This window comes from Pseudomonas mandelii, from assembly GCF_002251635.1.
GTDB classification, from domain to species: Bacteria; Pseudomonadota; Gammaproteobacteria; order Pseudomonadales; family Pseudomonadaceae; genus Aquipseudomonas; species Aquipseudomonas mandelii_B.
On the sequence record NZ_NMOJ01000213.1, the window covers coordinates 39517 to 52750 of the forward strand.

The window sequence follows — 13234 nt, forward strand, 5'->3', positions numbered from 1 at the left end:
ATGAATAGCCATCGTCAATGCCCAGCGGTATTGATTGCCGCGCCGGCCTCCGGTCAGGGCAAGACCACCGTCACCGCCGCGCTGGCCCGTTTGCACCGCAATCAGGGGCGCAAGGTCCGCGTGTTCAAATGCGGCCCGGACTTTCTCGACCCGATGATTCTCGAGCGNGCCAGCGGTGCGCCTGTGTATCAGTTGGACATGTGGATGGTCGGCGAGCAGGAAAGTCGCCGCTTGCTGTGGGAAGCGGCGGGCGAGGCGGACCTGATCCTGATCGAAGGCGTGATGGGCCTGTTCGACGGCACGCCCTCCAGTGCCGACCTGGCGCGGCACTTCGGTGTGCCGGTGCTCGGTGTGATCGACGGCACCGCCATGGCCCAGACCTTCGGCGCCCTGGCCTTGGGGCTGGCGCGCTATCAGCCGGACTTGCCGTTCGCTGGCGTGTTGGCCAACCGCGTGGGCACGCTGCGTCATGCGCAATTGCTCGAAGGCAGCCTGACTGAAGGCTTGCGCTGGTATGGCGCCTTGTCGCGGGAAACCGGGATCGAATTGCCGAGTCGGCATCTCGGTCTGGTCCAGGCCAGCGAGTTGAACGATCTCGACCTGCGCCTCGATGCGGCGGCCGAATCGCTGGCCAGCAGTTGCGATGTGGCGCTGCCGCCCGCCGTGGAATTCGCCGGACCCGACGTGATCGCCGCCGAGCCTTTGCTTAAAGGCATCCGAATTGCCGTGGCCCGTGATGAAGCGTTCGCCTTCACCTACGGCGCGAGCCTGGATTTGCTGCGGGCCATGGGCGCCGAATTGCTGTTCTTCTCGCCGATCCGCGATGTTGATTTGCCGGAAGCTGACAGCCTTTATCTGCCGGGCGGTTATCCGGAACTGCACCATGTGGCGCTGTCGCAGAACACCCCGATGCTCGACGCGATCCGCGCCCATCATGCTGCCGGCAAGCCGTTGCTGGCCGAGTGTGGCGGGATGTTGTACCTGCTCGATTCATTGACCGATGTCGAAGGCACTCGCGCTGAACTGGTGGGCTTGCTCAAAGGTGATGCGGTGATGCAAAAGCGTCTGGCCGCGTTGGCGTTGCAAGCGGTTGAGTTGCCGGAAGGTTCGCTGCGTGGGCACACCTATCACCATTCGTTGACCAGCACCGAACTTGAGCCGATTGCTCGTGGGCTGAGTCCGAATGGCGGGCGTGGNGCCGAAGCGGTGTACCGCCAGGGGCGGATGACGGCTTCCTACGTGCATTTTTATTTCCCGTCGAATCCTTCGGCGGTTGCCGCACTGTTTGCGCCCAACTGTGAGGACGCCTTCGCGAGCAAGCCCGCTCCCACAGTTGAAGATGTGTTGTCTGAAAAAACGCGGTCCACTGTGGGAGCGGGCTTGCTCGCGAAGAGGCCATGACCGACAACGCATTCAGCAAGGCCGAACGCGAAGCGGTGTACCGGGCCATTGCCGAACGTCGCGACATGCGCCACTTCAGCGGCGGCACGGTCGAGCCGTCGTTGTTACGACGCCTGCTCGAAGCCGCCCATCAGGCCCCCAGCGTCGGCCTGATGCAGCCCTGGCGCTTCATCCGCATCAGCGACCGGGCCCTGCGCGGCAAGATCCAGCAGCTGGTGGAAGAAGAACGCATCCGCACCGCCGAGGCGTTGGGCGAGCGTTCCGATGAGTTCATGAAACTCAAGGTCGAAGGCATCCATGACTGCGCCGAAGTGTTGGTGGCAGCGCTGATGGATGATCGCGAGCGCCACATTTTTGGCCGTCGCACCTTGCCGGAAATGGACATGGCATCGTTGTCCTGTGCGATCCAGAATCTCTGGCTGGCCTCCCGAGCCGAAGGTCTGGGCATGGGCTGGGTGTCGCTGTTCGAGCCGCAAGCGCTGGCGGACCTGTTGGGTTTGCCGCCCGGGGCCAAGCCGTTGGCGGTTCTTTGCCTCGGCCCGGTCAAGGAATTCTATCCGGCGCCGATGCTGGTACTCGAAGGGTGGGCGCAGGCGCGTCCGCTCAGTGAGTTGCTGTATGAAAATTATTGGGGAGTGAGTCAATGAGTGTGGCGTTATTGAGTGTCGCTGCGGTGGCGCTGGATGCGCTGCTGGGCGAGCCCAGGCGCTGGCATCCGCTGGTGGCATTCGGCAATTTCGCCGGGCGCATCGAGCAACGTTTCAATACCGGAGGCCGTGGCTGGCGCAGCCATGGCGTCACCGCGTGGGTGATCGCGGTCGTGCCGCTGACCTTGCTCGCCACGGCGTTTTCCTGGGCGCCTTATGTCGGCTGGATTGTCGAAATTCTCGCGCTCTATTGCGCCCTCGGCATGCGTAGCCTCGGTGAGCACGTCGAGCCGGTGGCCAAGGCTTTGCGCAGTGATGATCTGGACGAAGCCCGCAAGCGCGTGGGTTATTTGGTCAGCCGTCAGACCGCCGAACTGGATAAAACCGAAGTGGCCCGCGCCGCCACTGAATCAGTCCTGGAGAACGGCAGCGACGCGGTATTCGCCGCGCTGTTCTGGTTTGTGGTCGCCGGTGTGCCGGGCGTGGTGCTGTATCGCTTGAGTAACACCCTCGACGCCATGTGGGGCTATCGCAACGAACGCTTTGAGCGTTTCGGCTGGGCGGCTGCCAAGATCGACGATGTACTCAACTACATCCCTGCGCGNCTGGTGGCGTTGACCTACGCGCTGCTGGGCAAAACCCGACTGGCGTTGAAATGCTGGCGCACCCAGGGCCCAACCTGGGACAGCCCCAACGCCGGGCCCGTCATGGCGGCCGGCGCCGGTGCGCTCGGCGTCGAGTTGGGCGGGGCGGCGATCTATCACGGTGAACTGCATCAGCGTCCGCAACTGGGCGAAGGCGTGCCGGCGGATGCCGATTCCATCGACCGAGGCTGGCAACTGGTGCAGCGCGGCGTATGGTTATGGCTGCTGATCCTCTGCGCGGGAGCTGAATTCTATGCTTGAGCACGGTGGTCGCTTGCGCAAGGCAGCGCTCGAATACGGCATTGCTGAAGCTGACTGGCTGGACCTGTCCAGCGGCCTCGCGCCGTGGCCATTCCCGATCCCGGACATTCCGTCGCGCGCCTGGGCTCGCTTGCCGGAAACCGATGACGGTCTGGAGCAGGCCGCTTGCGATTTTTACGGCACCGGACAGGTGCTGCCGGTGGCCGGTTCGCAAATGGCCATCCAGTTGCTGCCGCGTTTGCGTCGGGCCGGTAAGGTCGGCGTGCTGTCGCCGTGTTACGCCGAACACGCGCACGCATGGCGCAGCAATGGTTACGTGGTGCGCGAAGTGCAGGAGCAGGAAGTCGACTTCTTTCTCGATGGCCTCGACGTGTTGGTGGTGGTCAACCCGAACAACCCGACAGGCTTGAGCCTGAGCCCGAGTCGCCTGCTCGACTGGCACGCCCGACTGGCCTCGCGCGGCGGCTGGCTGGTGGTGGACGAAGCGTTCATGGACAACACGCCGGCGTTGAGCCTCGCACCGTTTGCCCATCAGGTCGGCCTGATCGTGCTGCGTTCCTTCGGCAAGTTTTTTGGCCTGGCCGGTGTGCGATTGGGCTTTGTGCTGGCCGAGCGCAAGTTGCTCAAGTTGCTCGCCGAGCAGGTGGGCCCGTGGGCGGTCAGCGGGCCGACACGCGTGTTGGGCCAAGCCTGTCTGCTGGACACCGAAGGCCACGCAAGGCAGCGCGCGCGCAGCGAAGAGGCCAGCAAACGCCTGGCGCTTTTGCTTGGGCAGTATGGTTTGCAGCCGCAGGGTGGTTGCGCCTTTTTTCAATGGCTGATGACCGAGCATGCCGAAGCGCTTCATGAATTCATGGCTCGGCGCGGCATCTTGCTGCGGTTGTTCAGCCACAACAGCAGCGTGCGTTTCGGCTTGCCGGCGGATGAAGCCGATTGGCGGCGTCTTGAGCAAGCGCTTCAAGCCTTCGTAAAGGACAACCAATGACAACGTTGATGGTGCAGGGCACCACTTCCGACGCCGGTAAAAGCACGCTGGTGACGGCGTTGTGTCGCTGGGTCACGCGTCAGGGTGTGCGCGTCGTGCCGTTCAAGCCACAGAACATGGCCCTCAACAGTGCCGTGACTGCCGAGGGCGGTGAGATCGGCCGAGCCCAGGCGGTGCAAGCCCAGGCGGCCAATCTCGCGCCTCACACCGATATGAATCCGGTGCTGCTCAAACCCAACAGTGACACCGGCTCGCAGGTGATCATCCATGGTCGAGCNGTCACGACCATGAACGCGGTCGCCTATCACGACTACAAAGCCATCGCCATGCAAGCCGTGCTGGCTTCCCATGAACGATTGAGCGCGGCGTATCCGGTGGTCATGGTCGAAGGCGCAGGCTCGCCGGCCGAGATCAATCTGCGTGCCGGCGACATTGCCAACATGGGCTTCGCCGAAGCGGTGGATTGCCCGGTGCTGTTGATTGCCGATATCAATCGTGGAGGCGTGTTTGCCCACCTGGTCGGCACGCTGGAGTTGCTTTCGCCCACGGAGCAAGCGCGGGTCAAGGGCTTCATCATCAACCGTTTTCGCGGCGATATCGCCTTGTTGCAACCCGGCCTGGATTGGCTGGAAGCCCGCACCGGCAAACCGGTGGTGGGCGTGTTGCCCTACGTGATGGACCTGCACCTGGAGGCCGAGGACGGCATCGATCAGCGCCAGACCGACAAGGCTGAGCGCGTGCTCAAAGTGCTGGTGCCGGTGCTGCCGCGCATCAGCAACCACACCGATTTCGATCCGCTGCGCCTGCATCCGCAAGTCGACCTGCAATTCATCGGCCCCGGCCAGGCGATACCTGCGGCCGACCTGATCATTCTTCCCGGCTCCAAAAGCGTGCGCAGCGACCTCGTGTACCTGCGGGCCAATGGCTGGGACGCGGCCATCAATCGGCACTTGCGCTACGGCGGCAAGGTGCTGGGGATTTGCGGCGGGTTGCAGATGCTCGGTGAGCAAGTGCACGATCCGCTGGGCCTCGAAGGCGCGCCGGGTTCCAGTGCCGGCCTGGGTTTGCTGGCGTTCAAAACACAGCTCGAAGAAGAGAAGCAATTGCGCAATGTGCGCGGTCGCCTGGCGCTGGAGGATGCGCAGGTCAGTGGCTATGAAATCCATGCCGGGGTGACCACCGGGCCAGCGCTGGAAAACGCCGCGGTGCAGCTGGACGATGGTCGCTGCGATGGCGCGCAAAGTGTTGACGGGCAGATTTTCGGCACTTACCTGCATGGCCTGTTTGAATCCCCGGCGGCGTGCAGTGCGCTGCTACGCTGGGCGGGTTTGCAGGAGGTGCAGGAAGTGGATTACCACGGGTTGCGCGAGCGGGATATCGAGCGGTTGGCGGATTTGGTGGAGAAGCATTTGGATACCTCGCTGCTGCGTGGGCTCTGTGGGATTTGAGGTGGCTGTACTGGCCTCATCGCGAGCAAGCNCGCTCCAAAAATCTGTGAACAGCCTCGATACCTGTGGGAGCGAGCTTGCTCGCGATGAGGCCTGTTGCCACACCGCCAATTAGAAGGTTATGACCATGCTGCAACTGATCCTCGGCGGCGCCCGCTCCGGCAAAAGCCGACTGGCTGAAAAACTTGCGTTAGACAGTCAACTCCAAGTGACTTACATCGCCACCAGCCAACCGCTGGACGGTGAAATGAACGAACGGGTCGCCCATCATCGGGCCCGTCGTCCGGTCGAATGGGCGTTGATCGAAGAGCCCATCGAACTCGCCCGCGTAGTGCGCGAAAGCGCCCACGCCGAGCGTTGTCTGCTGGTGGATTGCCTGACCCTGTGGATGACCAATCTGCTAATGCTCGACGATGCCGAACGTCTGAACGCAGAACGCGAAGCCTTGCTGGACTGCCTGGCGTCATTGCCGGGTGAAATCATTTTTGTCAGCAACGAGACCGGTTTGGGTGTCGTGCCGCTGGGCGAATTGACTCGCCGCTATGTGGATGAAGCCGGTTGGCTGCATCAAGCCTTGGCCGAGCGGTGTCAGCGTGTTGTCCTGACGGTTGCCGGCCTGCCCCTGACTTTGAAAGGAACTGCGTTATGACTCAATCCTGGTGGCTGAACCCGTGCAAGCCGATCGACGCGCAAGCCGTCGAGCAGGCGCAGGCACGTCAACAGCAGCTGACCAAGCCCGCCGGCTCACTCGGCCGACTGGAATCGGTGGCCGTGCAATTGGCGGGGCTGCAAGGGCAGGTCAAACCGAGTCTCGATCAGCTGTGGATTGCCATTTTTGCCGGCGATCATGGTGTGGTTGCAGAAGGCGTATCGGCGTTCCCTCAGGAAGTCACCGGGCAGATGCTGCACAACTTCGTCAGCGGTGGTGCGGCGATCAGTGTGTTGGCGCGACAGCTGGACGCGCAGCTGGAAGTGGTCGACCTTGGCACCGTGACGCCGTCGTTGAACCTGCCGGGCGTGCGTCATCTCAACATCGGCGCGGGCACCGCCAATTTCGTCGAAGGCCCGGCCATGACGGCTGCCCAGGGCGAACTCGCCTTGCAGGCCGGTCGCGACAGTGTGCAACGTGCGGTCGCCAATGGTGCGCAGTTGTTTATCGGTGGCGAGATGGGTATCGGCAACACCACGGCGGCCAGCGCCTTGGCCTGTGCCTTGCTCGATTGCCCGGTGGTGCATCTGGCCGGGCCGGGCACCGGTTTGAACGCGGCGGGGGTCAGCCACAAAGCCCTGGTCATCGAACGTGCCCTGGCATTACACGGCGCTCAGCGCGGTGATGCGATGCAAACCCTGTTCAACCTTGGCGGTTTTGAGATCGCGGCGCTGGTCGGTGCGTATTTGGCCTGCGCCCAGGAAGGTGTTGCGGTGCTGGTGGACGGCTTTATCTGCAGCGTCGCCGCGTTGGTGGCGGTGCGCTTGAACCCTGACTGCCGTGAGTGGCTGCTGTTCGGCCATCGCGGTGCCGAGCCGGGTCATCGTCATGTGCTGGAAACCCTCAATGCCGAGCCGCTGTTGGATCTGGAGCTGCGTCTGGGCGAGGGCAGTGGCGCTGCGTTGGCCGTGCCGTTGCTGCGTCTGGCCTGCGATCTTCACGGGCAGATGGCAACCTTCGCCGAAGCGGCCGTGGCAGATCGCCCGGCATGACGTTGCACCTGGACCTGCTGCGTCACGGCGAAACCGAACTGGGCGGCGGCCTGCGCGGCAGCCTGGACGATGCGTTAACCGCCAAGGGCTGGGAGCAGATGCGCGCCGCCGTGGCGGAGCAGGGGCCGTGGGATCGCTTGATCAGCTCGCCGCTGCAACGTTGCGCGCGGTTTGCGGATGAACTCGGCGAACAGTTGGGGCTGCCCGTACACCTCGACAAGGATTTGCAAGAACTGCACTTCGGCGCCTGGGAAGGGCAGAGCGCGGCGGCGCTGATGGAGACTGACGCCGAGGGGTTGGGCCTGTTCTGGGCCGATCCGTATACCTTTACGCCGCCGGAAGGTGAGCCGGTCGAGGATTTCTCAACGCGGGTGCTGGCGGCGGTAGCGCGTCTGCACGCGGCGTATGCGGGTGAACGGATCTTGCTGATCAGCCATGGCGGCGTCATGCGTTTGTTGCTGGCTCAGGCACGTGGCTTGCCTCGTGAGCAGTTGTTGAATGTCGAGGTCGGCCATGGCTCGCTGTTTTCATTGAGCGTCGAGTCAGGCGTCCTCCTTAAGGAAGCGATCTGACCATGTTGCCCTTCTGGATCGCCCTGCAATTTCTCAGCAGTTTGCCGATTCGTCTGCCNGGCATGCCCGCACCTCAGGAACTGGGTCGGTCGCTGTTGTTTTATCCGCTGGTCGGGCTGCTGTTCGGCGCGCTGTTATGGGCACTGAACTGGCTGCTACTGGGCACGCCTTCGTTGCTTCACGCCGCGTTGCTGCTGACCGCTTGGGTATTGCTCAGCGGCGCGTTGCACCTGGACGGTCTGGCCGATAGCGCCGATGCATGGCTCGGTGGTTTTGGTGACCGCGAGCGTACGCTGACCATCATGAAAGACCCGCGCAGCGGACCGATCGCGGTGGTGACGCTGGTGTTGGTGTTGCTGCTCAAATTTGCCGCGTTGCTGGCGCTGATCGAGCAGCAGCACAGCGTTGTGCTGATCATTGTTCCGCTGATTGGCCGCAGCGCGATGCTGGGATTGTTCCTGACCACGCCATATGTGCGTGCCGGCGGGTTGGGGCAGGCGCTGGCGGATCATTTGCCGCGTTCGGCGGGTCAGCAGGTGTTGGCGGTCAGTGCGTTGGTTTGCGTGTTGATCGCTGGAGTCGGCGGTCTCTGGGCGCTGGTGCTGGCGGGAGGGATGTTCATTTGGTTGCGGCAAGTGATGCTGCGGCGATTGGGTGGGACAACGGGGGATACGGCCGGGGCGTTGCTGGAGTTGCTGGAGATGGTGGTGTTGGTGGGGTTGGCGTTGGTCTGATGGTTTGTGGGCAGGATGTGCCGGCCTCATCGCGAGCAAGCTCGCTCCCACATTGATGGCGTCGAACATAAATTCAACATCCACTGAAGATCCACTGTGGGAGCGAGCTTGCTCGCGATTGCGGTTGGCCAAACACCTCGAAATTCATGAATGAACCCTTCTGTAACTTGATTTAACACACTCGCGGGTATATACACGCACCATGCTCGACTCTCAATGTTTATGCACCAACCTGCGACGCGCCGCCCGTGGCGTCAGCAGGCATTACGACGGCGCTCTCGACGGCTTCGGGATCAACGTCGCCCAGTATTCCTTGCTGTGCAACTTGCAGCGCCTCGACCAACCGAGCATTTCCAGCCTGGCCGAAGCCATGGGGCTGGATCGCAGCACCCTGGGGCGCAATCTTCGGGTGCTGGAAGGTGAGGGCCTGGTGGCGCTGGTCGAGGGCGAGGACATGCGTAACCGCATTGTCCGCCTGACCGAGGCGGGTGCCGATCGCCTCGCAGCGGCCTTGCCCGCCTGGGAAGCGGCGCAGCAGCGGTTGATTGATCGTCTGGGCGCCGAAAAACGCGAAACCTTGTTGCGACTGCTGGACGAACTGGCGTGATGCCGGTTTTTCCGATCTTAAGCGGGTATATACCCGCTACCGGAGAATAAGAATGACCTCGATGTGGCGTACGTGCGGTTGGGTGTTGGTGGGGAGTGCGCTGATCCTGGCATTGTCTTTGGGCGTGCGACACGGCTTCGGGCTGTTCCTGGCACCGATGAGTACCGAATTCGGCTGGGGGCGTGAGACGTTCGCTTTTGCCATCGCCCTGCAGAACCTGATCTGGGGCCTGGCACAGCCGTTTACCGGCGCGCTGGCCGACCGCTTTGGCGCGGCGAAAGTGGTGTTGGTCGGCGGTGTTCTGTACGCCTTGGGCCTGGTGTGCATGGGCTTGTCCGACTCGGCGGTGACCTTGTCCCTGAGTGCGGGCCTGTTGATCGGCATCGGCCTGTCGGGCACTTCGTTCTCGGTGATCCTTGGCGTGGTCGGTCGCGCCGTGCCGCCGGAGAAACGCAGCATGGGCATGGGCATCGCNAGCGCTGCAGGTTCCTTCGGTCAGTTCGCCATGGTGCCGGGCACCTTGGGGTTGATCGGCTGGCTGGGTTGGTCCGCGGCATTGCTGGTCCTGGGCCTTCTGGTGGCGCTGATTATCCCGCTGGTGAGCATGCTCAAGGACAAGCCGCTGCCAGTGCTCGGCCATGAACAAACCCTCTCTGAAGCGCTGCATGAAGCTTGCTCTCATTCGGGGTTCTGGCTGCTGGCGTTCGGCTTTTTCGTCTGCGGTTTTCAGGTGGTGTTTATCGGTGTGCACCTGCCGGCGTATCTGGTGGATCAGCACCTTCCGGCCACAGTGGGCACTACGGTGCTGGCGCTGATCGGGCTGTTCAATATTTTCGGCACGTACACCGCAGGATGGCTCGGCGGGCGCATGTCCAAGCCGCGCTTGCTGACCGGCCTGTACCTGTTGCGCGCGGTGGTGATCGTGTTGTTTCTGTGGGCGCCGGTCACTGAAGTCACGGCTTACCTGTTCGGCATGGCCATGGGCTTCCTCTGGCTGTCGACGGTGCCGTTGACCAACGGCACAGTGGCGACCTTGTTTGGTGTGCGAAACCTGTCCATGCTCGGTGGGATTGTTTTCCTCTTTCACCAGCTCGGTTCGTTCCTCGGCGGCTGGTTGGGCGGGGTGGTGTATGACAAAACCGGGAGCTATGACTTGATCTGGCAAGTGGCAATCCTCTTGAGCCTGTTGGCCGCCGCCCTGAACTGGCCGGTGCGTGAGCAGCCGGTGGCGCGCCTGCAAACCCGGTTGAGTGCGATATGAACCGTCTGTGGCCGCGGATAGCGGTGGTCGCTGTCGGCGCCTTGCTGCTGGCCCTGGCCTGGTGGGGCTGGCATCAGGGCGGATTGGCGCTGATGCAGTTGGGTATGGGCGCTTGCTAGGAACAGGCGAGGGCGAGTAACTTCGTTTGTGACCATTAATCAAGGATGCACCGACATGCTGATGCGCTGGATTGCAGTCCCCGCGTTGCTGATGGCGTTTACCGGATTGGCACAAGCGGCCGAGTGCCCGGAGCTGTTGCAGGGCTCGTTGCCCAAGCTGCGCGCCAAGGAAACCATCGACCTGTGCCAGCGGTTTGAGGGTAAACCGCTGGTGGTGGTCAATACGGCAAGCTTCTGTGGCTTTGCCCCACAGTTCAAAAGCCTTGAGGCGCTGAATCAGCGTTACAAGGATCAGGGGCTGGAGGTGATCGGCGTTCCGTCCAATGACTTCAAGCAGGAGTCAAAGGACGGCGCTGAGACCGCCAAGGTCTGCTACGTGAACTATGGCGTGACGTTCACCATGACTGAGCCGCAGAAAGTCCGTGGCGATGACGCGACTCACCTGTTCAAAATCCTCGCCAAACAGACCAGCGCGCCGAAGTGGAATTTCTATAAGTACGTGGTCGATCGCAAGGGTATGGTGATTGCCAATTTCTCCAGCCTGACCAAGCCCGACGATCCCGAGTTCATCGCTGCGGTGGAAAAAGCCCTGGCCTCGCAACCCTGATTGACGCCCATGAAAAAGCCCCGCCTCTGTGCAAGAGAGCGGGGCTTTTGTGATTCAGCTGGCGAGCGTTTCAGGCGCGCCGTGAATCATCAGAAGCGGTAGGTTGCACCAACACCGAAACCGTTCGCATAGTTTTCATACTTGGCGCTGTAGTTCTGGCCACGGTCGTTGCTGTTGTTGACCTTGACCGACTCTTCGCGCAGGTACGAGTACGCTACGTCGATGGTCAGGTCGTCGGTCGGGCTCCAGCCAGCGCCCACGCTGAAAATCTTGCGATCGCCAGTCGGGATGCGTGGGGAGCGGTCGGCGTTGTTGGTCGGTGCCTGGTCAATGGACAGGCCGGTACGCAGCACCCATTGCTTGTTCAGCTGGTAGGACGCGCCGATGGCGTGAGCCCAGGTGTCGTGCCAGTTCTGTTCTTCGGTGATGGTGCCGAACTGACCGTTCAGGATGGCCGGAACCCCCTTGTTATCGACGGTGATTTCTTTCAGGCGGCTCCAGCGAGTCCAGGTGCTGCCTGCGTACAGCGTCCACTGGTCGTCCAGCTGGTGAGTGACCGAGAAATCCACCGATTCAGGCGTGGTCAGGTCCAGCGAGGCGTCGTACTTCTGGCTTGGATTCTGGCCCACAGCGGCGAGCACGTTGTAGTTGACCTTGGTGTCACCCTCGAGCTTGTACTTCACTTTCGAGTGGTAGGTCAGGCCGACACGAGTGCTGTCGGTGGCTTGCACCAGGACGCCGATGTTGTAGCCCAGTGCGGTGTCATCACCCTTGATCTTGACCTTGCCGTCCGGTGCGGCCTGGGTAATCGACAGGTTCGATTCCAGGGTGCCGTCGATACGGTTGATGGTCGGGCCGAAACCGATGGAGACCTTGTCGTTGAAGGCGTAGCTGACAGTCGGTTGCAGGGTGACGATCTTGACTTCGCTCTTGCTGCCGAAGTAACGGCCGGCGAAGCCGTTCTCGTAATCGGTCACCAGGCCGAACGGAGCGTACACACCGATACCGAATGCCCAGTGGTCGTCGATTGGCTTGACGTAGTAGCCCATCGGTACGCCCATGAAAGGGACCATGTCACCTTTGTTGGTACCGCCATTTGGACGAGAGCTGGCGTCACTGATGTCAGTGTGCGCGTCGATGAATGCAACACCGCCGGTCACTTGTTCGCGCTTGATGCGAGACATGCCGGCAGGGTTGCCAGCAATGGTGGATGCGTCGTCGGCAGCAGAAGATCGCCCGGCAAAACCTGTCCCCATCCCGCTGATGCTTTGTTCGTTGAGGGCAAAGCCACTTGCGAAGATCTGGGTGGATGCCATGGCAACGGCGAGGCTAATGGTGGTTTTGAGCATTACTTTTTTCATTATTAGAACTCCGTGGTGATCACCGCTGCGGAAAGTATCAACAATTTTAAGTTAGCGCTATAGGCTGTATGGCTTGAGTTAGAGCGGTTTTGTAGGACAATCCGACCAGATTCGCGACCCGTTGCAGGATCTTTGGAAACCGGCGGGTCAGCAAGCGACCTGATTCAGGGGTGAAACACAGGTTTGCCAAGCGTAGGTGAAATCGCGCAGACGTCCTTGAGGCTGAAAAGTCTGGCGCCAGATTCGGGCCATTCCCAACAAGTCATCCGCGGCGGGGAGGGGAGTGTTCTGTTCTTCTACCAGCAGCCAGGCGATGGCAGTGGCGTAACGCAGGTTGACGGTCAATTCCAGGTGGGGTGCACTCAGAAATGCATGCTGGCTGGCGAGGCCGCGCACCAGGCTCGCGCGCTCCGGGTCCAATGCCAGGTAGTGATCCCAGAGCGCCTGGTGGCGCGGTTCGGCAATTCGGTACAGGCCGTGTCCACGGCGGTCATGCAGGGCGGAACCAAGGGCCGATTGGCTGGCGGCAATCCCCAGCAGCAGGGATTCGGCGGTNGNGNNATGGCGGCCGAGGTAAATCAATGTCGGACGGATCACATAACGGCACAGTTCGCTGGCAGCGATACCCATAAAGCCCTCGAAACATGAAATGGGCGGCGAAACCTGAAGGGAGCGTTGGCAGCAGGTGAATCGACTCAGGCTCGTCGCAAGCGGATCATGCCGCTTGAGTTGAAGTGTAGTGTCATATTCACGCTGTAAAGGCCTGTTTTTAAAATATTTCTGGCTGCGAGTTATAACCGTTATATCGGTTAGTAATTAGTGGAAGGCTGCGCAATGAGAAATATCGGGCAATAAAAAGCCCCGCTTTTTGAGCAGGGCTTTTGNG

General features: G+C 61.7%; 15 protein-coding genes. 13 read left to right on the plus strand and 2 right to left on the minus strand.

What is annotated here, in order from left to right; genetic code table 11:
- The 13 genes from B7L09_RS26415 to B7L09_RS26470 all read left to right on the plus strand — a co-directional run bounded on the left by B7L09_RS26415 (nt 1) and on the right by B7L09_RS26470 (nt 10987).
- Nucleotides 1–1401 (plus strand): cobyrinic acid a,c-diamide synthase CobB, encoded by a 1401-nt coding sequence (locus B7L09_RS26415; RefSeq protein ID WP_094471328.1) that lies wholly within the window; start codon nt 1–3, stop codon nt 1399–1401.
- Nucleotides 1398–2048: a 5,6-dimethylbenzimidazole synthase gene (gene bluB / locus B7L09_RS26420; protein ID WP_094471329.1), complete on the plus strand. Its 651-nt coding sequence runs from the start codon at nt 1398–1400 to the stop codon at nt 2046–2048. Before B7L09_RS26415 ends, bluB begins: the two co-directional genes overlap by 4 nt.
- On the plus strand, nt 2045–2953 hold the full coding sequence (gene cbiB, locus B7L09_RS26425; protein WP_094471330.1) for an adenosylcobinamide-phosphate synthase CbiB: 909 nt from the start codon (nt 2045–2047) through the stop codon (nt 2951–2953). The genes bluB and cbiB overlap by 4 nt, the downstream gene beginning before the upstream one ends.
- Nucleotides 2946–3938: a threonine-phosphate decarboxylase CobD gene (cobD, locus tag B7L09_RS26430; RefSeq protein ID WP_094471331.1), complete on the plus strand. Its 993-nt coding sequence runs from the start codon at nt 2946–2948 to the stop codon at nt 3936–3938. Before cbiB ends, cobD begins: the two co-directional genes overlap by 8 nt.
- Complete coding sequence (locus B7L09_RS26435) at nt 3935–5386, plus strand: cobyric acid synthase (RefSeq protein ID WP_094471332.1); 1452 nt, start codon at nt 3935–3937, stop codon at nt 5384–5386. Before cobD ends, B7L09_RS26435 begins: the two co-directional genes overlap by 4 nt.
- Before the next feature lie 127 nt (nt 5387–5513).
- Entirely contained in the window at nt 5514–6035 is a 522-nt protein-coding gene (gene cobU, locus B7L09_RS26440; RefSeq protein WP_094471342.1) for a bifunctional adenosylcobinamide kinase/adenosylcobinamide-phosphate guanylyltransferase, read from the plus strand.
- On the plus strand, nt 6032–7087 hold the full coding sequence (gene cobT / locus B7L09_RS26445) for a nicotinate-nucleotide--dimethylbenzimidazole phosphoribosyltransferase (protein WP_094471333.1): 1056 nt from the start codon (nt 6032–6034) through the stop codon (nt 7085–7087). The genes cobU and cobT overlap by 4 nt, the downstream gene beginning before the upstream one ends.
- Entirely contained in the window at nt 7084–7659 is a 576-nt protein-coding gene (gene cobC / locus B7L09_RS26450) for an alpha-ribazole phosphatase family protein (RefSeq protein WP_094471334.1), read from the plus strand. Before cobT ends, cobC begins: the two co-directional genes overlap by 4 nt.
- Before the next feature lie 2 nt (nt 7660–7661).
- The gene (locus tag B7L09_RS26455; RefSeq protein WP_094471335.1) at nt 7662–8393 is read left to right on the plus strand and encodes an adenosylcobinamide-GDP ribazoletransferase; all 732 of its coding nucleotides are present in this window, start codon (nt 7662–7664) and stop codon (nt 8391–8393) included.
- 202 nt (nt 8394–8595) lie between these two features.
- Nucleotides 8596–9000: a MarR family winged helix-turn-helix transcriptional regulator gene (locus B7L09_RS26460; RefSeq protein WP_094471336.1), complete on the plus strand. Its 405-nt coding sequence runs from the start codon at nt 8596–8598 to the stop codon at nt 8998–9000.
- 52 nt (nt 9001–9052) lie between these two features.
- Nucleotides 9053–10261: an MFS transporter gene (locus B7L09_RS26465; RefSeq protein ID WP_094471337.1), complete on the plus strand. Its 1209-nt coding sequence runs from the start codon at nt 9053–9055 to the stop codon at nt 10259–10261.
- The gene (locus B7L09_RS32505; RefSeq protein ID WP_255142658.1) at nt 10258–10380 is read left to right on the plus strand and encodes a hypothetical protein; all 123 of its coding nucleotides are present in this window, start codon (nt 10258–10260) and stop codon (nt 10378–10380) included. The genes B7L09_RS26465 and B7L09_RS32505 overlap by 4 nt, the downstream gene beginning before the upstream one ends.
- A 55-nt stretch (nt 10381–10435) precedes the next feature.
- Complete coding sequence (locus tag B7L09_RS26470) at nt 10436–10987, plus strand: glutathione peroxidase (protein WP_094471338.1); 552 nt, start codon at nt 10436–10438, stop codon at nt 10985–10987.
- A gap of 89 nt (nt 10988–11076) precedes the next feature.
- Here B7L09_RS26470 and B7L09_RS26475 read toward each other — a convergent pair whose 3' ends face one another.
- Entirely contained in the window at nt 11077–12348 is a 1272-nt protein-coding gene (locus tag B7L09_RS26475; RefSeq protein ID WP_094471339.1) for an OmpP1/FadL family transporter, read from the minus strand.
- Between the two features lie 147 nt (nt 12349–12495).
- Nucleotides 12496–12978 (minus strand): hypothetical protein, encoded by a 483-nt coding sequence (locus B7L09_RS26480; protein ID WP_094471340.1) that lies wholly within the window; start codon nt 12976–12978, stop codon nt 12496–12498.
- Nucleotides 12979–13234: the final 256 nt, after the last annotated feature.